Below are 22189 nucleotides of genomic sequence, written 5' to 3' on the forward strand. Positions count from 1 at the left end.
CGCCGGAGTACGGTCCTCCGGCGGGGTTCGCATCCCTTGATCCCTAGGGGGTCCCTACTCGGCCGGCCACGGCACCTCCGGTGAGCGGTACCACGTGATGCCGAGGGCGTCGAAGCGCGGGGCCTGTTCGGCGAGGCGGATCCTGTAGGTGTCCCAGTCGTGGGTGGAGGCCGGGGACCAGCCGAGTTCGGCGATGCCGGGGAGGCGGGGGAAGGCCATGACGTCGAGGTCGCCGGTGGTGGCGAGGGTCTCGGTCCAGAGGGGGGCCTCGATGCCGCGGACGGAGGAGGCGGGGGCGCCGGGGAGGTAGGTGGCGGGGTTCCAGTCGTAGGAGCGGCGGACCTCGACGTAGCCGGCCCAGGCGAGACCGAGCTCGGTGTCCTTGGTGTACTTCATGTCGAGGTAGGTGCGGTCGGCCGGGGAGAGGACGAGGCCGGTGCCGTTCTGCGCGGCGGCGGCGACGCGCTCCTTCTCCTCGGCGGGGGTGCGGTCGAGGCCCCAGTACTGGACGAGGGCGTCCTTCGCGGGGGTGGCGCCGGTCAGCTGGTGCCAGCCGACGACGGTCTTGCCGTACTTGGCGACGATCGGCTGGACCTTGTTCATGAAGGTCACGTAGTCGTCGTGGCTGGTGGAGTGGGCCTCGTCGCCGCCGATGTGGATGTAGCGGCCGGGGGTGAGGGCGGCGATCTCGCGGATCACGTCGTCGACGAAGTCGTACGTGGCGGGCTTGGGCACGCACAGGGAGCTGAAGCCGACCTTGGTGCCGGTGTAGAGGGGCGGGGCGACGCCGTCGCAGGTGAGCTCGGCGTAGGAGGCGAGCGCGGCGTTGGTGTGGCCGGGCATGTCGATCTCGGGGACGACCTCCTGGTAGCGGGAGGCGGCGTACTCGACGATCTCCCGGTACTGCGCCTTGGTGTAGAAGCCGCCGGGGCCGCCGCCGACCTCGGTGGAGCCGCCGTAGGTGGTGAGCAGGGGGCGGGAGTCGATGGCGATGCGCCAGCCCTGGTCGTCGGAGAGGTGCAGGTGGAGGGTGTTGACCTTGTAGAGGGCGAGCTGGTCGATGTACCGCTTCACCTCGTCGACGGTGAAGAAGTGGCGGGCGACGTCGAGCATCGCGCCCCGGTAGGCGTAGCGCGGGGTGTCGGTGACGGTGCCGCCGGCGATCTTCCAGGGGCCCTGCTGGACGCTCCTGCGCTCGATGGCGGACGGGAGCTGCTGGCGCACGGTCTGGACGCCGCGGAAGAGGCCGGCGGGTTCGCGGGCGGTGAGGGTGAGGCCTTCGGGTGTGGAGACGAGCCGGTAGCCCTCGTCGCCGAGGCCGGTCTCGTCGGGGGCGAGGCGGAGCCGGATGCCGTGGCCGGCGGCGCTGTCGTCGACGACGGGCAGCGGGAAGCCGGTGGCGGGGCCGAGGAGCCCGGCGAGGTAGCGGCCGATGGCCCGGGACGCGCCGGAGGTCTCGTCGATGCCGATGCGGGTGGCGGCGGTGAGGGTGTAGGGCTCGCCCTCGGGGGTGACGGAGGCGGGTACGGGCACGATGCGGCCGAGCGGGCGCACCTCGGGCTCGGCGGCGGCCCCGGCGGGCGCCTTGGCGTCGGCGTCGGTGCTGTCGGCGACCGCCTCGCCGCAGCCGACCCCGGCGGTCGCGAACAGGAGCAGGGATCCGATCAGTCGCGGAATCGTCATGCGCTGTCTCACAGGCGGGCTCCCCTTCGGGTGATCGACTTCGGTGATCGACTTCGGTGATCGGCTTCGGTGATCGGCTTCGGGTCATCGATACGTTCCGTCGTTCTGTATATCCCCTTGGTCGCCCTGCGTACCGCGCGCTCTTTCCGGACGCGTTCCCGGCGCAAGGTCTGGACCAAGAGGCCGAAAGAGCGAGTGGATCACGCTGCCCCTGCCCGATTTCGGGCAGGATTCTTGCGAAGAAGCCGGGTCGCCCCTCAGTATTCACGGGTGCTCGAACGCCGCCCGTCGCACGACGACCTCATCGACCACCTGGTCCGCAGCACCGCGCTCCAGCGCGGTGAGGCCGCCCGGGTGGTGCTCGACGTGCTGGCGTACTTCGACGAGACGACCGAGGAGTTCGTCCGCCGCCGCCACCGCGAGCTGCAGTCCGGCGGCGCGGTGAACGCCGAGATCTTCGAACGGATCGCGGCGGAGCTGCCGCACCGCGCGGTGGCGCCGCCGGAGCTCTCGCTCCGGCAGCTGCGCCGGATCGTCTACGGCTGAGCAGCACCTGTCATCAATCTGGAGGGGTTTCACCTTTATGTGCGGAATTGTCGGTTACATCGGTAAGCGCGACGTGGCCCCGCTGCTCCTTGAGGGCCTGGCCCGCCTGGAGTACCGCGGCTACGACTCGGCCGGCATGGTCGTCACCAGCCCGAAGGCCACCGGCCTGAAGGTCGTGAAGGCCAAGGGCCGTGTCCGCGACCTGGAGGCCAAGGTCCCCAAGCGCTTCACCGGCACCACCGGCATCGCCCACACCCGCTGGGCCACGCACGGCGCGCCGAGCGACATCAACTCGCACCCGCACCTGGACCCCGAGAACAAGGTCGCGGTCGTCCACAACGGCATCGTGGACAACGCCCAGGAGCTCCGCGCCAAGCTGGAGTCCGAGGGCGTCGTCTTCGCCTCCGAGACCGACACCGAGGTCATCACCCACCTCATCGCGCGCTCCGAGGCCGAGACGCTCGAGGAGAAGGTCCGCGACGCGCTCAAGCACATCGAGGGCACCTACGGCATCGCCGTGATGCACGCCGACTTCAACGACCGCATCGTGGTGGCCCGCAACGGCTCCCCGGTCATCCTCGGCATCGGCGAGAAGGAGATGCTCGTCGCCTCCGACGTCGCCGCCCTGATCGCCCACACCCGCCAGGTCGTCACCCTCGACGACGGCGAGATGGCCACCCTCAAGGCCGACGACTTCCGCACCTACACGACCTCGGGCGCCTCCACCACGGCCACCCCCGAGACCGTCGAGTGGGAGGCCGCCTCCTACGACATGGGCGGCCACGACACCTTCATGCACAAGGAGATCTGCGAGCAGCCCGACGCGGTCGACCGCGTGCTGCGCGGCCGGATCGACGACCGCTTCTCCACCGTGCACCTGGGCGGCCTGAACCTCGACCCGCGCGAGGCCCGCACCATCCGCCGCATCAAGATCCTCGGCTGCGGCACCTCGTACCACGCCGGCCTCATCGGCGCCGGGCTCATCGAGTCCATGGCCCGCATCCCCGCCGACGCCGAGCCGGCCTCGGAGTTCCGCTACCGCAACCCGGTCGTGGACCCCGACACCCTCTACATCGCCGTCTCCCAGTCCGGTGAGACCTACGACGTGCTCGCCGCCGTCCAGGAGCTCAAGCGGAAGGGCGCCCGCGTCCTCGGCGTCGTCAACGTCGTCGGCTCCGCCATCGCCCGCGAGGCCGACGGCGGCGTGTACGTCCACGCCGGCCCCGAGGTCTGCGTCGTCTCCACCAAGTGCTTCACCAACACGGTCACCGCCTTCGCGCTGCTCGCCCTGCACCTGGGCCGCATCCGCGACCTGTCCGTCACCGACGGCAAGCGGATCATCGAGGGCCTGCGCAAGCTGCCCGCGCAGATCGAGGAGATCCTCAAGACCGAGGACCAGATCAAGGAGATCGCCGCGGAGTACGCCGGCGCCCAGTCGATGATGTTCATCGGCCGCGTGCGCGGCTACCCCGTCGCCCTGGAGGCCTCCCTCAAGCTGAAGGAGATCTCCTACATCCACGCCGAGGCGTACCCGGCCTCCGAGCTGAAGCACGGCCCGCTCGCCCTCATCGAGCCGGCCCTGCCGACCGTCGCGATCGTCCCCGACGACGACCTGCTCGAGAAGAACCGCGCCGCCCTGGAGGAGATCAAGGCCCGCAGCGGCCGCATCCTCGCCGTCGCGCACCAGCCGCAGCCGAAGGCCGACCACACCATCGTCGTCCCGAAGAACGAGGACGAGCTGGACCCGATCCTCATGGGCATCCCGCTCCAGCTCCTCGCCTACCACACGGCGCTCGCCATGGGCCGTGACATCGACAAGCCGCGCAACCTGGCGAAGTCCGTCACCGTCGAGTAGGCCCACCCGGCCCCTCAGCCGTCGCGGCCGAGGCGGGGCCGCCGGGCCTGTCCCCCGGCGCCCCGCCCCTCCGGGCCTGTCCCCCGGAGCCTCGGCCGGACACGGCAGCGGTCCCCGTGCACACACCTCCCGTGCACGGGGACCGCTGTGTCTTCCGTGGTGATCAGCCCGCGGCCGGAGCGCTGCCGCCCGCGCGGCGCAGGGCCGTCGGCCAGCCGGCGACCGCGGCCGTGGCGCCGTACCAGGCGACCAGGCCCGCGACGGCGGCGACCCAGCCGGCCGCCTTCCCGAGACCGCCGTTGTCGGCGAGGGCGCCGATGCCGCCCAGCAGCAGTGCGACGAACAGCAGCCCGTACACGCCCTGTCCGAAGAGCCCGCTGCCCGCGGACGCCAGGGTCAGCGTGAGCGCGAGGAGCGCCCACAGGAGCAGGAAGAGCCCCACGGCGTCGGCCGAGGCGTGCCCGCCGGCGCCGCTGCCCCAGGTGAACCAGAAGGCGCCGAGCGCCGCGTACGCCGTGCCCTCGCCCTTGTCGCCCGCGCGCAGGGCGAGCAGTCCGACGAGGAAGAGGGTCACTCCGCCGACCCAGGTGGCGAGGCCCGCGGCATCCGCTGCCGCGACGTTGTCGATGACACCGGTTCCGCCCAGGCCGAAGGCCAGCAGGGTCAGTCCGAGTGCCAGGTTGCCGAGCGTGGAGGTGGTGTTTCCCGCGGCGACTTCGTTGTTCACGGCGGGCTCCCTTCAGGTGTGCAGTTGTCCTGCGTGAGCTGCTGTGTTCCGGTGACCTTTATGTACCCTTCACAAGCGCACAATTCACCTGAGGAAGGCCGAATTTATGGCCGGATAACGGCAGTTGAGGGAGCGACCTGACGGGGCGCAGGGCCGTCTGGGGTGCCTGGGGCTACGGGATGACGATGACGGGCCGCTGCGCGCGGCGCGCGAGACGGCCGGCGACCGAGCCGAAGATCCGGCCGACGATCCCGTGCGTGGAGCCGACCACGATCGCGTCGGCCGAGTACTCCCGACCGACCTCCTCCAGCTCGTGGCAGATGTCCCCGCCGCGCTCGACCAGGATCCACGGCACCTCGGAGAGGTGGTCGGCGCAGGCCAGCTCCAGACCGAGGACCTCGGTGCGGTGGTCGGGCACGTCGACGAAGACCGGCGGCTCGCAGCCGGCCCACACCGTGGTGGGCAGCCGGTTGGCCACGTGCACGATGATCAGGCCCGATCCGGAGCGGCGGGCCATGCCGATGGCGTACGCGAGGGCGCGCTCACTGGACGTGGAACCGTCGAAGCCCACGACGACCCCGTGCCGGAAGGCCGGGTCGCAGGCGTGACGTGGCTGTTCTACCGCGAGGGGGTCGACCGTGGAGTCGGCGACGCGCTTGCGGTCCGCGGGTTCGGGGAATTCGTGACCGGCCATCGGTGTCTCGGCGAAGAAAGTCCTCGTGGGAAGGGACGGGGAAAGGAGGGGACGAACGACGGGTGGCGGCGGAGCTGTGTCCGGGAATCATCTTCCCAAGCCCATACCCCCAAGGGTACGGCGACACTCCTCTCCTGCCCAGAGCCCGCCGGTGCCACTCCCGGCATGGCCGCCGCTCGCGCGCGGCGTTCCAGGGAGCATGCACGAGCGGTTCGGGATCTGGCAATGCCGGATGTGCCCTACAGGTGTCCGTACGGGGGCCAAACGGACGTCGCCGAGAGTGACCGGAACGTTCCGCTCCTCGTTGCCACAGGTCCAGCCCCCGTCGCCACGAAAACCGCCCCACCGGAACCCGCCCACCGCCACCGCCGACCCGTCCCGCCGCCATCCCGGAGCCCGCCCCGCCGCCGCGGAGCCCGCCCGACCGGCCGCCGCACAGTCCACCTCACCGCCGCCGCAGAACCCGCCCGACCCTCACCCCACAGTCCACCCCGCCACCGCCGCAGACCCGTCCCACCGTCGCAGGGAGACCGCCCGTGCCCGCACCATCGACCGCCGCCGGCCAGACCTCCGCCGCACCCTCGCCCGCCGCACCCCCACTCGGCGCGCCCCGCGGCCGCCGCCGGGCGCCCGGACCCGCCCCCTCCCCGGTCTCCGGCGCGGAGCCGGAAGAGGGGGCGGTGGGCGAGGGCGCGGCGGAGCAGGCCGGTGACGTCGTCCGCTGGGCGGTCTTCTGCTGTGCGCTCGTCCCCGTCGTGCTCATCGGCTACGGCACCTCGCTCGGCGGGGCCGGCGGAGCCGCGCTCGGGCTCGTCTCGGTGACGGCCGCCTGCCGGCTGCTGCTGCGCCGCTCGGAGCGCGGACTGCGCGCCGAGGCGGTCCGCCCGGGGCGCCGGAACTAGCCCCCGGAGGGCCCGGGACCGTACCAGACCCCCTTCGAGTTGACAGGTTCGTACACGCGACCCCATATGTTTTCAGCCAACTTCCAGCCATCGGCGAGTCCTTGGCGGAACGATTGGCCAAGCCCTGTATCGGCGGCCTCGGAAGCACCGTCCCAGGGGCCCACACCCCCCTCGTACGGGGGCGTTCGGCGCCGCGCTCCCCTCTCCGGCGGCCGCCGGAGGCAGGACTTCGCGATCGATCGCTTCACGCCAAGTTGCCTTGTCGACAATCTGCCGGATGGAGAACTTGTCACGCCGGCGCCACGGGACACAGTAGATTCGATCATGGGTACCGAAGACTGGGGTCTCGTGCAAAACCGAGGGGAAACGTGCAGGAGCGACACGACCAGGGAGACGCGAACACCGAGGGGGGCTTAGCGTCATGAGCCAGGACTCCACCGCACAGGAGGCCGCACGGAAGTTGTCCGGGCGCCGCCGTCGCGAAGTCGTCGCGGTGCTGCTGTTCAGCGGCGGCCCCATCTTCGAGAGCTCCATCCCGCTCTCCGTGTTCGGCATCGACCGGCAGGACGCCGGCGTGCCCCGTTACCGGCTGCTCGTCTGCGCCGGCGAGGAAGGCCCCCTGCGGACCACAGGCGGGCTCGAACTCACCGCGCCGTACGGCCTGGAGGCGATCAGCCGCGCCGGGACCGTCGTCGTCCCGGCCTGGCGGTCGATCACCTCGCCGCCGCCGCCGGAGGCGCTCGAAGCGCTGCGCCGGGCCCACGAGGAGGGCGCGCGGATCGTCGGACTGTGCACGGGCGCGTTCGTGCTCGCCGCGGCCGGTCTGCTCGACGGCCGCCCGGCGACCACGCACTGGATGTACGCGCCGACGCTCGCCAAGCGCTATCCGTCGGTCCACGTGGACCCGCGGGAGCTCTTCGTCGACGACGGGGACGTGCTGACCTCCGCCGGCACCGCGGCCGGAATCGATCTGTGTCTGCACATCGTGCGGACCGACCACGGCACGGAGGCCGCGGGCGCCCTGGCGCGCCGGCTGGTCGTCCCGCCGCGGCGCAGCGGCGGCCAGGAGCGCTACCTCGACAGGTCTTTACCCGAGGAGATCGGCGCCGACCCGCTGGCCGAGGTCGTCGCCTGGGCGCTGGAGCACCTCCACGAGCAGTTCGACGTGGAGACGCTCGCCGCACGCGCCTACATGTCGCGGCGGACCTTCGACCGCCGGTTCCGCTCGCTGACGGGCTCGGCCCCGCTCCAGTGGCTGATCACCCAGCGGGTGCTGCAGGCGCAGCGGCTCCTGGAGACCTCCGACTACTCGGTCGACGAGGTCGCCGGCCGGTGCGGCTTCCGCTCCCCGGTGGCGCTGCGCGGCCACTTCCGGCGCCAGCTGGGCTCCTCGCCGGCCGCCTACCGCGCGGCGTACCGCGCGCGGCGGCCGCAGGGTGAGGCCGGTACGGCGGTGCTGGAGGTCGCGGTGCCCGCGCAGGGCACGGCGGGGCTCCGCAAGCCCCCGTCGGACGCCTACGCCCCCGGCCGGCCGGCCCTGCCCGGCCTGCCGGGCCAGCGCAGCGCGCCGTAACAGGACCGCCGCCGCCACAAGCGGTGGAACGCAGGACCGACGGGCCCCCGGGGACACCTCCCCCGGGGGCCCGTCGGCCTCCCAGGGGAGGGCCGGAAGACCCGCACGACCCCTAAGGTAGGACGCATGAACGATCGCATGGTGTGGATCGACTGCGAGATGACCGGGCTCTCGCTGACGGACGACGCACTCATCGAGGTGGCCGCGCTGGTCACCGACTCGGAACTGAACGTGCTCGGCGAAGGGGTGGACATCGTGATCCGCCCGCCGGACGCGGCCCTGGAGACCATGCCCGCCATCGTGCGCGAGATGCACACGAAGTCCGGGCTGCTCGACGCGCTCGCCGAGGGCACCACGCTCGCCGACGCGGAGGCCCAGGTCCTCGCGTACATCCGCGAGCACGTCAAGGAGCCGGGCAAGGCGCCGCTGTGCGGCAACTCGGTCTCCACGGACCGCGGCTTCCTCGCGCGCGACATGCCCGCCCTGGAGAGCCACCTGCACTACCGGATCGTCGATGTGTCCTCGGTCAAGGAGCTGGCCCGCCGCTGGTACCCGAGGGCGTACTTCAACAGTCCGGAGAAGAACGGCAACCACCGGGCGCTCGCCGACATCCGCGAGTCCATCGCCGAGCTGCGCTACTACCGCGAGGCGATCTTCGTCCCGCAGCCCGGCCCGGACTCGGAGACCGCGAAGCAGATCGCGGCCCGTCACGTCGTCCCCGCGGAATGAGCCCCCGCTCGCGCCTCCGGGAGCCCCGGGAAGCCCCCGCGGAAAACGGTGGCGCGAGCACCCTCCAGAACCCTGTAGACTTCTTCTCGGCCGGTCAGGGAAACCTTCGGGGAAACCGCCGGTCGTGGTGGGTATAGCTCAGCTGGTAGAGCACCTGGTTGTGGTCCAGGATGTCGCGGGTTCGAGTCCCGTTACTCACCCTGATGACCGAGGCCCCGGTTCGAAAGAACCGGGGCCTCGGTCGTTTCCGCATGTCGTCACATGCCTTCACTCTCTTCTTCACTCGTACGGGCGAGCCGTTGATCCACTTCGGCCGGCCCGCTGTTAGCTTCCCCTTATGTCCGACATTCGCATCATTCGTACATATTGGGGTGGGTGAGGCCTCGTGGGAGTCCTGCGCGACCACCCCGAACTCGCCCTCTTCCTCTGCCTCTCCGTCGGCTACCTCGTCGGCAAGCTCCGCGTGGGCCCCATCACGCTCGGCGGCATCTGCGGCACGCTGATCGTCGCGCTGCTCCTCGGCGCCTGGACGAAGGTCACCGTCTCCGACGACGTGAAGACGATCTTCTTCGCGCTCTTCATCTTCTCGCTCGGCTATCTGGCGGGCCCCCAGTTCTTCGCCAACCTCAACAGGAAGAGCCTGCGCTTCTTCGCCCTCTGCCTCATCGAGGTCGTCTGCGTCGTCGGCATCGCCCTCGGACTCGCCAAGGCCTTCGACCTCGACGTCGGCACCGCCGCCGGCATCCTGGCCGGCGCCGCCACCGAGTCCGCCGTCGTCGGCACGGCCACCGAAGCGATCGGCAAGCTCTCCACCCTGACCCAGCAGCAGATCACCGAGTATCAGGGGCACGTCGCCACCGCCTACACGGTCTGCTACCTCTTCGGCCTCGTCACCATCGTCATCTACACCAGCCAGATCATGCCGATGCTGCTGCGGATCAACCTCCGCGACGCCTCCCGCGAACTCTGGGAGAGGATGCGCGGCTCCAACGGCGGCCTGGAGTCCGACGAGCGCGAGGCGCTCCCCGGCATGGTCGGCCGGACCTTCCTGGTCACGATCGCGGACGGCGCCCTCGTCTCCCAGCTGGAGGGGCAGAACGGCAGCCGGGTCACCGTCGAGGCGGTGAAGCGGGGCGACAAGGTCCTCACCCCTCCCCCGCCGGACTTCGAGCTGACCCTCTCCGACCTGGTCCTGATGGTGGGCCGCCGGTCCAACATCATCGAGGCCGGACGGCACATCGGCCCCGAGACCCCGGCGATCCCCGGCCTCGACACCCCGCTCGCCACCACCCAGGTCTCGCTGACCGACAAGGCGGCGATCGGCAAGTCCCTGGACACCCTCACCAAGGAGCACCCGGAGTTCTCCTCCGGCGGGGTGTACGTGACGGACCTGGTGCGGGGCGAGCAGCGCCTGCCGGCGACCCCGGAGACCGTCGTGAACCGCGGCGACGTGCTCACCCTGGTCGGCGCCCGCTCGGGCCTCGGGAGGCTGGCGGCGAAGGTCGGCGCGACCGTGAAGAACGACGCCACCGACTTCATCTACCTGGGCCTGGGCATCGTCTGCGGCAGCCTCATCGGCCAGATCTCGGTGAAGTTCGGCGACGTCCCGATGTCGCTCGGCACGGGTGGCGGCTGTCTGATCTCCGGGCTGCTCTTCGGCTGGTTCCGCTCCCGTACGCAGACCTTCGGCGCGTTCCCGCCGCAGGCCGCCACCACCCTCAAGGACATGGGCCTCGCGATCTTCATCGCCTGCACGGGCCTGGTGTCGGGCCCGCAGGCCTGGCCGCTGCTCCAGGAGTACGGGGCGCTGCTGCCGTTCGCGGGGATCGCGATGGTCCTGGTGCCGGCGACGATCTCGCTGGTCGTCGGCCGCAAGCTGCTGAACATCGAGAAGCCGCTGCTGATCGGCGCGATCGCGGGCCAGCAGTGCTCGACCCCGGCGATCACCTCGGTGACGCAGGTCGCCCAGAGCTCGGTGCCGATGCTCGGCTACACGGTCACGTACACGCTCTCGAACTTCCTGCTCCCGCTGACCGGGCCGCTGCTCGTCGGCATCCTGGGGGCGTGAGGAGCCGCAATGATCGATTTCCTCAACCGGAACGTCTTCCAGCCCCACCCCGAGCTGCTCGTCTTCATCACCGTCGCGCTCGGCTTCCTCTTCGGCAAGCTCCGCTACAAGGCGATCGCGCTCGGCGCCGTCACCGGCTGCCTGGTCGCCGGTCTGCTGCTCGGCGCCCAGTTCAAGATCACGATCGACGGCACGGTGAAGAACCTCTTCTTCACCATGTTCCTCTTCGCCCTCGGCTACAAGGTCGGCCCCCAGTTCTTCCGGGGCCTGAAGAAGGACGGCCTGCCGCAGGTCGTCAACGCGATCGTGGTCTGCGTGACGGGCCTCCTCGTCTCCTGGGGCTTCGCCGTGATGCTGGGGTACGGCCCCGGGCTCTCCGCCGGGCTCCTCGGCGGCGCGCTCACCCAGTCCGCCGTCATCGGCGTCGCCCAGGACGCCATCGGCAACCTGCCGGGGCTCTCCGCCGACCAGATGAAGACCGAGGAGAACCTCGTCGCGATCGGCTACGCCGTCACGTACCCGCTCGGCACGATCCTGTGCGCGATGCTCCTCGCCAACGTCCTGCCCAAGCTCTACAAGCGGGACCTGGCCGCCGAGTCGGCGCAGCTCGCGAAGGAGCTGGACACCCCGGGCGACAACCCCGACCTGGCCGAGGGCTACTACGAGGTCGTCCTGCGCGCGTACGAGATGGACCACTCCCCGCTCGTCGGGCGGACCATCGACGACTTCGAGAACCAGCAGAAGGAGCTCGGGCACCGGATCTACATCACCCGGGTGCGGCGCGAGGGGAAGATCCTCGCGCACAGCCAGCAGACCGTGCTGCGCTCGGGCGACGTGCTCGCCGTCAGCGCCCTGCGGGGCTCGCTCATCGACTTCGACGCCCGCACCCACATCGGGCCCGAGACCGACGACGTCGAGCTGCTCGGCTACCAGACCGAGAGCCTGCACGTGGTGGCCTCGGAGAAGGCGCACCTGGGGCAGACGGTCGCGGAGCTGCGCCGCGAGCCCTTCATGGTCGGCGTGTACATCGACAAGATCTACCGCTCGGGCGCGGAGTTCCCGTACCGGCTCTCCACGAAGCTGGAGCGCGGCGACACGGTGGTCCTGACCGGCCCGAAGCGGCTCGTGGACCCGGCGGGCAAGGCGATCGGCAAGCCCGTGCCGACCTCCTTCGCCACCGACATGCTGTGGGTGGGGCTCGGCATCTTCCTCGGCGGCTGCATCGGCATCCCGGCCCTCACGGTCTCGGGCGTCCCGATCTCGCTGTCCACCTCCGGCGGCGCGCTGATCATGGGCCTGGTCTTCGGCTGGATCCGCGGCAAGTACCCGACGTACGGCAACGTGCCGCCGGGCGCCCAGTGGTTCATGGACACCCTGGGGCTCTGCCTGTTCGTCGCGGTCGTCGGCATCAACGCCGGTCCGAGCTTCACCAGCGGCCTGTCGACGGCCGGCTGGGGGCTGCTCGTGTGGGGCGCGGTGGCGACGGTGGTCCCGCTGATCGTGGGCTTCCTGTACGGCCACTACGTGCAGAAGATCCGCTTCCCGATCCTGATGGGCGTCCTGGCGGGCGGCCAGACGACGACCGCGGCGATCGGCGCGATCAACGAGCAGTCCAGGTCCCAGATCCCGACCCTCGGCTACACGATCCCCTACGCGGTGGGCAACGTCCTGCTGACCATCTGGGGCGCCGTGATCGTCATCCTCAACCACTAAGGACTCCCCGTGCCCAAGACCACGTTCACCCGCCAGGAGATCCAGTCCTTCGCGCAGCTCTCGCCGTTCGAGCTGAAGGACAAGTTCATCCAGATCGCGCAGGCCGCCCAGGCGGACAAGCCGGGCCAGAAGGAGAAGTCGCAGACGCAGATGCTCAACGCGGGCCGCGGCAACCCGAACTGGGTCGCCACCGGCCCCCGCGAGGCCTTCTACGCGCTCGGCTACTTCGCCCTCTCCGAGTCGCGCCGGGTGTGGACCGCCGACAACCTCGGCGGAATGCCCGAACTCCGCGGCTCCGCCGAGCGCTTCGACACCTTCGTGCGCCGCCACCCGGACCTGCCGGGCATCGAACTGCTGCGGAACTGCGTCGAGTACGCCGTGGAGCGCTTCGGCTTCGACAAGGACGCGTTCGTGCACGAGCTGACCGACAGCACGATCGGCGACAACTACCCCGTGCCGGACCGGATCCTCGCCCACACCGAGCAGATCGTCCGCGGCTACGTGCACGACGAGATGTTCGACAAACGGCCGCCGGCCGGGAACCTGTCGCTCTTCGCGACCGAGGGCGGCACGGCCGCCATGTGCTACGTCTTCGACTCCCTGACGAAGAACGGGATCCTGAAGAAGGGCGACCGGATCGCGCTGATGGTGCCGGTCTTCACCCCGTACATCGAGATCCCCGAGCTCGACACGTACGAGTTCGACGTCGTCACCGTCAACGCGAGCTCCTTCGCGGAGACCGGGGTCCGCGAGTGGCGCTACCCGACCGAGGAGGTCGCCAAGCTGGCCGACCCGTCGGTCAGGCTGGTCTGCGTCGTCAACCCGTCCAACCCGCCGTCCCTGGCGATGAGCGAGCGCGTGGCGAACCAGATCAAGGACATCGTCGCCGGGCCGAACCCGAACCTGCTGATCGTCACGGACGACGTGTACGGCACCTTCGTGGAGGGCTTCCGCTCGCTCGCGGCCGACCTCCCGCGCAACACGCTGCTCGTCTACTCGTACTCCAAGCACTACGGCTGCACCGGCCACCGGCTCGGCGTCATCGGCCTGCACGACGACAACGTCATCGACGAGATGCTCGCGAAGCTGCCGCGGGCGGAGAAGGAGCGGCTGGACAAGCGGTACGGGTCGCTGTCCCTGGAGCCGGAGAAGATCCGCTTCATCGACCGGCTCGTCGCCGACTCCCGGCAGGTCGCCCTCAACCACACCGCCGGGCTCTCCCTGCCCCAGCAGGTGATGATGGCGCTCTTCTCGCTCTTCGACATGCTGGAGGAGGGCCAGGCCTACAAGCACAAGATCCGGGACATCGTGCGGCAGCGCCTCGACCTGCTCCTCGAAGGCGCCCAGATGAAGATCGCCGAGGACCCGAAGCGGGCCGGGTACTACATCGAGCTCGACCTCCTCGCGGAGGCCGAGCGGGTGCACGGCAAGGACTTCGCGGACTTCCTGGAGAAGAACTACGAGCCGGTCGACCCGCTGTTCCGGCTCGCCGAGCAGACCAGCGTGGTGCTCCTCAACGGCGGCGGCTTCGACGGCCCCGAATGGTCGGTCCGCGTCTCGCTCGCCAACCTCGACGACCTGGACTACCTGAAGATCGGCCACCACCTGCGGGCGATCTTCAACGACTACGCGGAGGAGTGGAAGGCCACGCGGGTGCTCTGAGTCCGCGCGCGGGAGGGCGCGCCCCGGTCGGCGGTGGGGGTGGTTCCGACCGGGGCGCGCGGTGTGGGGGGCGCGGTGGTTCTAGCGGTACGTGCCGAAGGCCTTCGTGAAGGCCAGCGGCTGCTGGAGGACCGAGGAGCAGGTGGGGTCGGCGTACGTCACGGCACCGGCCGCGCACTGCTTGTCGCGGGTCGCGGACCACATCGAGAGCCAGCCGATCCCCTTGGACCTCGCGAAGTCGGCGAGCTGGGTGGCGTCCTCGACCTTGAAGACCTCACCGGCGACGTCGTTGACGCCGATCATGGGGGTGACGGCGACGGCCTTCCAGGCGGCCGCGTCGGTCAGGCCGAGGACGCCCTTGATCTGGGCCTGGGTCGCGGTGGCGGCCTGGACGGCGTACGTGCCCATGTCGGCGCTGTACGCGGGCCCGTAGTCCATCGCCATGATGTTGACGGCGTCGACGCGGACCCCGTTGCGCTTCGCGTCGGCGAGCAGGTCCACGCCCGGCTGGGTGAGGCCCTCGGGCATGACGGGGAGGGTGAAGGAGACGTTCAGGCCCGGGTGGGACTTCTGGAGCTGGGCGATCGCCTGCGCGCGGCGGGTGTTGGCGGCGGTGTCGGGCAGGGCCGCGCCCTCGATGTCGAAGTCGACCTTGGTCAGCCCGTACTGGTCGACGACCTTGCCGTACGCGGCGGCGAGCGCCGAGGAGGTCGAGCAGTTCAGGGCCAGCTCGTGGCCGGCGGCGCCGCCGAAGGAGACGCGGACGTCACCGCCCTTGGCGCGCAGGGCGCCGATCTGGGCCGCGACCCTGTCGCTCGCCAGGTCGGTGACGCCGCCCCAGAGCGGGGCGCAGGTGCCGCCGGAGGTGATGAAGGCGAGGTTGAACTCCTTCACGCCGGTGGCGTCGGCGGTGGAGAGCAGGTCGTACGCCGGGTAGAGCGAGGTGTCGACGTACGGGGCGAACCGGGCGGCGGTGGCGGGGGCGGGGGTGCCCGTGGCGGTCGCGGTGGGGGTGGGGGTCGGCGCGGTGGTGGGTTTCACGGTGGCCGTGGCGGTGGGCTTCGGGCTCGTGGTGGCCGTCGCGGTCGGGGTCGGCTTCGGGGTGGCCGTCGCGGTGGGCTGGTCGGTGGGGCGGCCGCTGGGGGTGGGGGCGGGGCCTCCGGCGGAGCAGACCGCCTTGTTGATGAGGCAGTTCGCGGGGTCCGAGGCCTGGCCGGTGGCGGAGGTGACGAAGCCGACGGTGACGGACTGGCCGGGCGCCAGCTGCCTGTTCCAGCTCGCGGGCTTCACGGTGACGTGCCCGCCGGAGACGGTGTGGTCGCCGTTCCAGAGGGAGCCGATGGTGGTGCCGGCCGGGAGGTCGAACTCCAGGGTCCAGTCGGACTGGACGGCGCTCGTCCCGTTGGTGACGACGTACTGGCCGGTGTAGCCGCCGGTCCAGGTGCTGGTGCGGGTGTAGGCGGCTCCGACGCCCGCCGCCTGCGCGGTGCCGGTGAGCGCGAAGGCGGCGCCTCCGACGACGGCCGCCGCGACGAGCGCGCCGACGGCCTTGGTGCGGGTGCTCGTCCTGCGCCGGTGCGAACTGCTGCCCATCGCGTGCCTGCCTCTGGTGTGCCGGGGGTGGGGGTGGGGTGCGGCAGCACGCTAGCGGGCGGGAAACGGACAAATGCCTTGATCGGGGCCGGGGTTGGGATTCTTAGGCTCCGCTTAAGGGAGGCATCGGAACCACGAAAGGTTGGACCGGACCGTCACCCCTTGCGGCGGCGGCCGCGGCGCCCCGCGCCCCCGCCCCGGCCGGCTCCGCGTCCGTCGAGGCTGATCCAGATCCGGATCTCCGTGCCCCCGAGGATCGAGGGGCCGATGCGGACGTCGCCGCCCGTCGACTCGGCCATGCGGCGCGCGATGTCGAGGCCGAGGCCGGTGGAGCCGTCGCGCCCGCTGCCCGCGCCCCGGGCGAGCGCGGCGGCGGGGTCGGGGATGCCGGGGCCCGCGTCGGAGACGAGGATGATGACGGCGTCGTCGCCGTTGTGGACGTCGAGGGAGAAGGCGGTGCCTTCGGGGGTGTGGCGGAAGACGTTGCCGAGCAGGGCGTCGAGGGCGGCGACGAGTTCGGGGCGGGCGACGGGGATGCGGACCGGGCGTTCGACGCCCGCGACCCGCACGCGGCGGCCCTCGTCCTCGGCAAGCGCCGACCAGAAGTCCATCCGCTCGCGGACCACTTCGGCGGCGTCGCAGCCCGCGCCGGGCCCGGTCGCCTGGGTCTGCGGCTTCGCCTCGCGGGCCGTGCGGATGATGATGTCGACCTCGCGCTCCAGCTGCTCGACGGCCGCGCGGGTCTGCTCGGCGGCGGGTCCGGAGCCGAGGGAGGCCGCGTTGAGCCGGAGCACGGTCAGCGGGGTGCGGAGCCGGTGGGAGAGGTCGGCGGCCAGTTCGCGTTCGTTGGCGAGGAGCTGGACGACCTGGTCGGCCATGGAGTTGAAGGCGACGGCGGCCGACTTGAGTTCGGGCGGTCCCTCCTCGGGGACGCGCGCGCCGAGCCTGCCCTCGCCGAGGTCGTGGGCGGCGCCCGCGAGCCGCTGGGCGGGCTGGACCATGCGGAGGCCGAGGCGGTCGGCGACGGCGACGGAGCCGACGATCAGGGCGACGCCGACCCCGGCGAGGACGAGCCAGGCGGTGGCGACGCCGTTGCTGACCTCGCCCTCGGGGACGAAGAGTTCGACGACGGCGACCTGGCCGCTGCTGAGCGCCATGGGCTGGAGCAGCGCGAAGCCGCCGGGGACCTCGGCGATGGAGGCGCGGCCCAGGCCCCGGGTGGCGGCGAGCGCCTCGGGGGCGGCGCGCCGGGTGCCGATCTCCAGGGCGGCCCCGCCGGGTTCGGCGGCGGGCACGTGGACCGCGAGCCGTCCCGCGGCCCCGTCCTCGGTGGTGGCGACGGCCTTGTCGAGCTCGTCGCGGTCGGTGGTGATCGCCAGGACGGGGGCGAGCCCGGCGGCCCGCCGTTCGGCGTTGGAGAAGGCCCGGTCGCGGGCCATCTCCTTGACGACGAGCCCGAGGGGGACGGCGAAGGCGACGACGACCATGGCGGTGACGGCCAGCGACACCTTGACGAGCGCCCATCTCACGGCCGCGTCCCCGGTTCCCGCTCCCGGGGCGGCTCCAGCTTCACGCCGACGCCGCGCAGGGTGTGGAGGTAGCGGGGCCTGGCGGCCGTCTCGCCCAGTTTCCGCCGCAGCCACGACAGGTGGACGTCGATGGTCTGGTCGTCCCCGTACGACTGCTGCCAGACCTCGGCGAGCAGTTCCTTGCGCGGGACGACGACGCCGGGGCGCCCGGCGAGGAAGGCGAGCAGGTCGAACTCGCGCCGGGTCAGGTCGAGGGGCGCCCCGTCGAGCTCCGCCTGACGGCGCAGCGGGTCGACGGTGAGCCCGCCGACCCGGATGGCCCGGGACGGCGGCGCCTCGCCGGCGGCGGCCCGGGACCGGCGCAGGACGGCCGCCATCCTGGCCGTGAGGTGCTCGACCGAGAAGGGCTTCACGAGGTAGTCGTCGGCGCCCGCGTGGAGGAGCCGTACGATCTCGGCCTCGTCGTCCCGGGCGGTCGCGATGATCACCGGGACGTCGGTGATCCCGCGCAGCATCTTGAGCGCCTCGGACCCGTCGAGATCGGGCAGACCGAGGTCCAGGATCACGACGTCGAAGCGGAAATGGGCGACCTCGCGCAGCGCCTCCAGAGCCGTGCCGACGCTCCGTACGGTGTGGGAGGCCTCGGTCAGCTGCCGGATGAGGGCGGAGCGCACGAACTGGTCGTCCTCGACCACGAGCACACTTGCCATGGGCGGCACCGTACGCCATCCGGGTGAGGTTCCACCCTCCGGTACGGACCAAAGCGCGGTGGTGCACTATGTCCCGGTGCGAAGAGGACCCGTTCACGCCCTGGCCTGGTCGCTCGCCACCGGCGCGGCGGTCACCCTGTCCTGGTGGGGAGTGCACACGGTGCTGTCCGGCACGGTGTACGACCCGCCGCTCGCCCTGCCCCTCCCGGCCGGCCCCGCCATCGGAACGGCCGCGTCCGGCGACGATCCGCAGACCTCCTCCACCCTGAGCCCCGCCACCGCCCCGCCGTCCGCGCCCGCCACGCCGAAGTCCACGCCGAGCGAGGCCCGTACGTCCCCGGCCACCCCGTCCGCGACCCCTTCGCGCCGCCCGGACCCCACGACGCAGGCCCCCACCACGCCCCCGCCGGGCCCGGGCTCGGACTCCGGCTCGGACTTCGGCTCGGGCGTGAAGGCCTACACCGTGGACGGCGGCCGGGTCACCTTCGACCTCGGCGAGAGCTCGGCCGAACTGGTCTCGGCGACGCCCGCGTCCGGCTGGCAGATGCAGGTGTGGAAGCAGCCGACCTGGATCCGGGTCACCTTCACCCGGGACGGCCGCGAACTGTCGGTCTTCTGCGTCTGGCACGACACCGCGCCCCGCGTGGAGATCGACGACCGGCAGACCTGAGGTCTCAGCGGAAGACGGACGCCGGCGGTACGGGTGAGGGCTTGGCGCTCGCGTCGGTGACGGGCGCCGCCCCGCCGGCGAAGTCGGCGAGGGCCCGGCCGTGCTCCACGCGCCCCGGGTGCGGGTCGGTGGCGACGCGGCGGGTCAGCTCGGCCACCGGCAGCTCGCGGTCCGAGGCGAGCAGCACCGCGTTGCCGAAGCGGCGGCCGCGCAGGACCGTCGGGTCGGCGGTGAGCGCCAGTTCGGGGAAGACGGCGGCGGCGGTGGCGATCTGGCCGCGCAGATGGGCCAGCGGCGGGCCGTCGGCGAGGTTCGCCGCGTAGAAGCCGCCGGGCCGCAGCACCCGCCGCACCTCGGCGAGGAACTCGGTGCTGGTCAGGTGGGCCGGGGTGCGGGCCCCGCTGAACACGTCGGCGATGACGAGGTCGGCCCAGCCGTCCTGGACCTTGGCGAGGCCGGCGCGGGCGTCGGTGGAGCGGACCCGGACACGGGCCCCGGCGTCGAGGGGCAGTTCGCGGCGGACGAGCTGGACCAGGCGCTCGTCGAGCTCCACGATCTGCTGGGTGGAGCGGGGCCGGGTCGCGGCGACGTACCGGGCGAGGGTGAAGGCGCCGCCGCCGAGGTGCACGGCCTGGAGCGGCCGGTTCGGCGGGGCGGCGAGGTCGGCGATGTGGCCGAGGCGCCGCTGGTACTCGAAGGTGAGGCGGGCCGGGTCGTCGAGGTCGACGTGCGACTGCGGGGCGCCGTCGATGAGCAGCGTCCAGGCGCGCGGGCGCTCCCGGTCGGGTATGAGTTCGGCGAGCCCGCCGTCGACGGTCTCGACGACGGGGGCGGCCGCCGCCGCCCGGTCCTTCTGTCTGTTCCTGGCCACGGGCCCATTATCGAGGCACGGCCCGGGGGCGGCTCAGTGGCAGCCGTCGGCCGCCTCGATCAGCCGGGCCGCCTCGCCCAGCGCCTCGCGCAGGACGACGGGGTCGGTGACGGGGTCGGTGTCGCCCGGGGGCAGCAGCCAGCCGGCCGGGCGGGGCGCGTCGCCCGCCGGTTCGGGGAGCTCCGGCAGCTCGGGGAGGCGGAAGCCGCGCCCCGAGGTCCGCGTACAGGCGCTGCCCGGCATGTCCCAGGCGGCGGCGGTGCCCGGCGGGACCAGGAAGCCGAGGGTGTCGCAGGTGCCGTCGTGGACGACGGGGCCGACGGCGGGGGCGGCGGCGCGGCGCAGGATGTCGACGGCCTCCAGGCCCTGCCGGACCGGGACGGTCACCAGGTCCCAGGCTCCGGCGTCGACGTCCTGGGCGGGCGCGGGCGCGAGGCCCAGGGCCTCCGGTGCGGGCACGAGGCCCATGGTCTCCGGGGCAGGTGCGTGCCGCATGGCCGACTGCGAACCGATCTCCGACATGAGGACCCCTCCTCGCTACCAGAGGAGACACGTTCCGTCTCTCCCATACGGTTCAACGCCCGCGCGCGTCAACGGCTACGGCAGGATGCCGCCGCAAAGGATGGCAGTTCATGGCAGATCGCAGGCGAGATATCCGATTTGTGGCCAAACTCAGCGTGAGCATCCCGTCACAGCAGGTACGTTCATGCCCGCCGGACACCCGGCAGCACCAGGAGAGGGCTCGGCCATGGCGATGTCACGGGCAGTTCCCAATCTCGCCTTCCGCCGGCTCCGCGGACAGCACTCGCCGGCGGAGTTCGCCGCGGCGGTCCGCCGGGCGGCACGGGAGATCGGCGAACAGGTCGCGTGCGACGCCCGCTACATCGGGCGCGTGGAGGCGGGCGAGATCCGCTGCCCCAACTACGCGTACGAGCGGGTCTTCCTGCACATGTTCCCCGGTCTGAGCCTCTCCGACCTGGGGTTCTCCGCGCGGGAGACGGTGCGCGGCCGGCGGCAGGCCGTCCCGGCCGGGGCAGCGCCTCCCGCCGCCATCACCACCCGGAACGATGAGGAGAGCGACGTGCTGCGTCGCGCATTCATGACGAGCGGCACCGCCACCCTGGCGGCCGCCTCGCTGGGACTCGGCGGCCCCGCCGTCGCGATCCCCTCCCCCCGCGGCACCCACCGGATCGGCGAGGCCGAGGTGCGGGCCGTCGAGGACGCCGTGCGGCGGATCCGACTGCTCGACGACCGGCACGGCGCCGACGGGCTCTACAAGGTGGCCGCCCAGCCGCTCCGTACCGCGTACGCGCTCCTCGACACCGGCACCATGTCCCGCCGCTCCACCGAGGACCGGCTGCATGCGGGCGCGGGCGAGCTCTCCCTCTCCGTCGGCTGGCTGGCCCACGACTCGGGCCGCCACGAGGACGCCCGCTCGCACTACGCGGAGGCGCTGGCCACCGCGCGCGTGGCGGGGAACGCGGCCCTGGAGGCGCATGCCTTCTGCAACACCTCGTTCCTGGCCCGGGACACCGGCCGGTACCGCGAGGCGGTGCGGGCCGCGCAGGCCGGGCTGCGGGCCGCGCAGCCGCTGGGCTCGGCCCGGCTGCTCTCGCTGCTCTCGCTGCGGGAGGCGGGCGCCTGGGCGGGGCTCGGCGACCGCTCCGCCTGCGAGCAGGCCCTCGGCCGCGCGCACGGCCACTTCGACCGGGGCCCGTCCGAGAACGACCCCGAGTGGATGTCCTTCTTCGGCGAGCCGGAGCGGGAGGCCCTGGAGGCCGGGTGCTGGTCGGCGCTCGGCGAGTGGGGCCGCGCGGCCCGCCACTCCCACCGGGCCGCCGTCCTGCAGAACCCGCACTTCGCCCGGAACCTCGCGCTCTACCGGGCCCACCTCGCCAAGGCCCTGGCGCACGCCGGCCGCCCGGACGAGGCGGCGGCGGAGGCGCGGCGCGTCACGGACTCCCTCGACGGCATCGCCTCGGCCCGCGTCCGCGGCCTGCTCACGGAGACCGGTCGGGCCCTGGCGGGCAGGGCCTGACGGGGCCTACTGCTCCAGGTGCCCGGTGTCGTTCCAGCGTTCGAGCGCCGGGGCGTCGTACGCCCAGCCGAGGACCGAGAGGCTCGTCGGGTCGAGGCGGATGCGGGAGGCGAAGGAGACGTCCTCACCGAGCCAGCGCGCGCCGATCGAACGCAGGATGTGCCCGTGGGCGAAGACCAGGACGTCGCGGTCGGCGGAGCGGGCCCACTCCACGATCGCGTCGGCGCGGTCCGAAAGCTGCGCGAGGGTCTCGCCCTCGGGGACGCCGTCGCGCCAGATGAACCAGCCCGGCTGGATCTTCTTGATCTCGGGCGGGGTGAGCCCCTCGTACGCCCCGTAGTCCCACTCCATCAGCGCGTCCCACGGCTCGGCCCTGTCCCCGAAGCCCGCGAGCTCGCAGGTCTCGGCCGCCCGGACGAGCGGGCTGGTGCGCACCTCGACGTCGGGCAGGCCCTGCCAGGGGCCGCGGTGCAGGCGCTCGCCGAGCAGCTTCGCGCCGCGCCGCCCCTCGTCGAGCAGGGGTATGTCGGTCCTGCCGGTGTGCCGGCCGGAAAGTGACCACTCGGTCTGGCCGTGCCGGGCGAGCAGGATGCGCGGTGCCATGGGAAGAACGCTCCAGGGGTTCA

Annotated in this window: 19 protein-coding genes and 1 tRNA gene; 11 read left to right on the forward strand and 9 right to left on the reverse strand. The window is 72.1% G+C overall.

The features are described 5' to 3' along the window. Positions 1–54 precede the first annotated feature (54 nt). A complete protein-coding gene (locus ACH4TP_RS30250) occupies positions 55–1683 on the reverse strand; it encodes a beta-N-acetylhexosaminidase (RefSeq protein ID WP_398188811.1) in 1629 nt (542 codons plus the stop codon). Between the two features lie 270 nt (positions 1684–1953). Here ACH4TP_RS30250 and ACH4TP_RS30255 point away from each other — a divergent pair, with 270 nt between their 5' ends. Together ACH4TP_RS30255 and glmS are read left to right on the forward strand one after the other, a co-directional pair. Beyond that, positions 1954–2229 carry a hypothetical protein gene (locus ACH4TP_RS30255; RefSeq protein WP_030210307.1) on the forward strand — a complete coding sequence of 92 codons (276 nt, stop codon included), beginning with the start codon at positions 1954–1956 and terminating at the stop codon, positions 2227–2229. A 37-nt stretch (positions 2230–2266) separates the two neighbouring features. After that, the gene (gene glmS / locus ACH4TP_RS30260) at positions 2267–4084 is read left to right on the forward strand and encodes a glutamine--fructose-6-phosphate transaminase (isomerizing) (protein ID WP_389222204.1); all 1818 of its coding nucleotides are present in this window, start codon (positions 2267–2269) and stop codon (positions 4082–4084) included. 163 nt (positions 4085–4247) lie between these two features. Here the strand turns inward: glmS and ACH4TP_RS30265 are convergent, their stop codons facing one another. Beyond that, positions 4248–4811, reverse strand: a complete 564-nt coding sequence (locus ACH4TP_RS30265; RefSeq protein ID WP_389222206.1) for a GPR1/FUN34/YaaH family transporter — start codon at positions 4809–4811, stop codon at positions 4248–4250. Between the two features lie 172 nt (positions 4812–4983). Beyond that, positions 4984–5505 carry a universal stress protein gene (locus ACH4TP_RS30270; RefSeq protein ID WP_123452601.1) on the reverse strand — a complete coding sequence of 174 codons (522 nt, stop codon included), beginning with the start codon at positions 5503–5505 and terminating at the stop codon, positions 4984–4986. A 536-nt stretch (positions 5506–6041) separates the two neighbouring features. Here ACH4TP_RS30270 and ACH4TP_RS30275 point away from each other — a divergent pair. From ACH4TP_RS30275 to ACH4TP_RS30305, 7 genes are all read left to right on the forward strand, one after another. Next, a complete protein-coding gene (locus ACH4TP_RS30275) occupies positions 6042–6407 on the forward strand; it encodes a hypothetical protein (protein ID WP_398188805.1) in 366 nt (121 codons plus the stop codon). Between the two features lie 421 nt (positions 6408–6828). After that, positions 6829–7980, forward strand: coding sequence for a helix-turn-helix domain-containing protein (locus ACH4TP_RS30280; RefSeq protein ID WP_389222210.1), 1152 nt, complete (start codon positions 6829–6831; stop codon positions 7978–7980). 126 nt (positions 7981–8106) lie between these two features. Next, positions 8107–8709 carry an oligoribonuclease gene (gene orn / locus ACH4TP_RS30285; protein WP_389222212.1) on the forward strand — a complete coding sequence of 201 codons (603 nt, stop codon included), beginning with the start codon at positions 8107–8109 and terminating at the stop codon, positions 8707–8709. Positions 8710–8836: 127 nt separating this feature from the next. Continuing rightward, positions 8837–8909, forward strand: a tRNA-His gene (locus tag ACH4TP_RS30290). A 185-nt stretch (positions 8910–9094) separates the two neighbouring features. Continuing rightward, the gene (gene aspT / locus ACH4TP_RS30295) at positions 9095–10777 is read left to right on the forward strand and encodes an aspartate-alanine antiporter (RefSeq protein WP_398188801.1); all 1683 of its coding nucleotides are present in this window, start codon (positions 9095–9097) and stop codon (positions 10775–10777) included. 9 nt (positions 10778–10786) lie between these two features. After that, positions 10787–12490, forward strand: coding sequence for an aspartate-alanine antiporter (gene aspT / locus ACH4TP_RS30300; protein WP_389222216.1), 1704 nt, complete (start codon positions 10787–10789; stop codon positions 12488–12490). A 9-nt stretch (positions 12491–12499) separates the two neighbouring features. Beyond that, positions 12500–14152, forward strand: a complete 1653-nt coding sequence (locus ACH4TP_RS30305; protein WP_398188797.1) for a bifunctional aspartate transaminase/aspartate 4-decarboxylase — start codon at positions 12500–12502, stop codon at positions 14150–14152. Positions 14153–14233: 81 nt separating this feature from the next. Here ACH4TP_RS30305 and ACH4TP_RS30310 read toward each other — a convergent pair whose 3' ends face one another. From ACH4TP_RS30310 to ACH4TP_RS30320, 3 genes are all read right to left on the reverse strand, one after another. Beyond that, positions 14234–15745 carry a cellulose binding domain-containing protein gene (locus ACH4TP_RS30310; RefSeq protein WP_398439704.1) on the reverse strand — a complete coding sequence of 504 codons (1512 nt, stop codon included), beginning with the start codon at positions 15743–15745 and terminating at the stop codon, positions 14234–14236. Between the two features lie 155 nt (positions 15746–15900). Beyond that, positions 15901–17274, reverse strand: a complete 1374-nt coding sequence (locus ACH4TP_RS30315) for an ATP-binding protein (RefSeq protein ID WP_389222222.1) — start codon at positions 17272–17274, stop codon at positions 15901–15903. After that, complete coding sequence (locus tag ACH4TP_RS30320) at positions 17271–17984, reverse strand: response regulator transcription factor (protein ID WP_389222224.1); 714 nt, start codon at positions 17982–17984, stop codon at positions 17271–17273. The genes ACH4TP_RS30315 and ACH4TP_RS30320 overlap by 4 nt, the downstream gene beginning before the upstream one ends. A gap of 76 nt (positions 17985–18060) precedes the next feature. Here ACH4TP_RS30320 and ACH4TP_RS30325 point away from each other — a divergent pair, with 76 nt between their 5' ends. Next, positions 18061–18654 (forward strand): hypothetical protein, encoded by a 594-nt coding sequence (locus ACH4TP_RS30325; protein ID WP_398188790.1) that lies wholly within the window; start codon positions 18061–18063, stop codon positions 18652–18654. A 4-nt stretch (positions 18655–18658) separates the two neighbouring features. Here the strand turns inward: ACH4TP_RS30325 and ACH4TP_RS30330 are convergent, their stop codons facing one another. Next, on the reverse strand, positions 18659–19525 hold the full coding sequence (locus ACH4TP_RS30330; protein WP_389222228.1) for a spermidine synthase: 867 nt from the start codon (positions 19523–19525) through the stop codon (positions 18659–18661). Between the two features lie 33 nt (positions 19526–19558). Further along, positions 19559–20047, reverse strand: a complete 489-nt coding sequence (locus tag ACH4TP_RS30335; RefSeq protein ID WP_398188785.1) for a hypothetical protein — start codon at positions 20045–20047, stop codon at positions 19559–19561. Positions 20048–20273: 226 nt separating this feature from the next. On the opposite strand from ACH4TP_RS30335, the gene ACH4TP_RS30340 reads away from it, so the two are divergent. Further along, positions 20274–21563, forward strand: a complete 1290-nt coding sequence (locus ACH4TP_RS30340) for a tetratricopeptide repeat protein (protein ID WP_389222232.1) — start codon at positions 20274–20276, stop codon at positions 21561–21563. 6 nt (positions 21564–21569) lie between these two features. Here ACH4TP_RS30340 and ACH4TP_RS30345 read toward each other — a convergent pair whose 3' ends face one another. Continuing rightward, positions 21570–22166, reverse strand: coding sequence for a histidine phosphatase family protein (locus tag ACH4TP_RS30345; RefSeq protein WP_389222234.1), 597 nt, complete (start codon positions 22164–22166; stop codon positions 21570–21572). Between the last annotated feature and the right edge of the window lie 23 nt (positions 22167–22189).

Origin of the sequence: Streptomyces sp. NPDC021012 (assembly GCF_044333355.1) — a bacterium.
GTDB lineage: Bacteria > Actinomycetota > Actinomycetes > Streptomycetales > Streptomycetaceae > Streptomyces.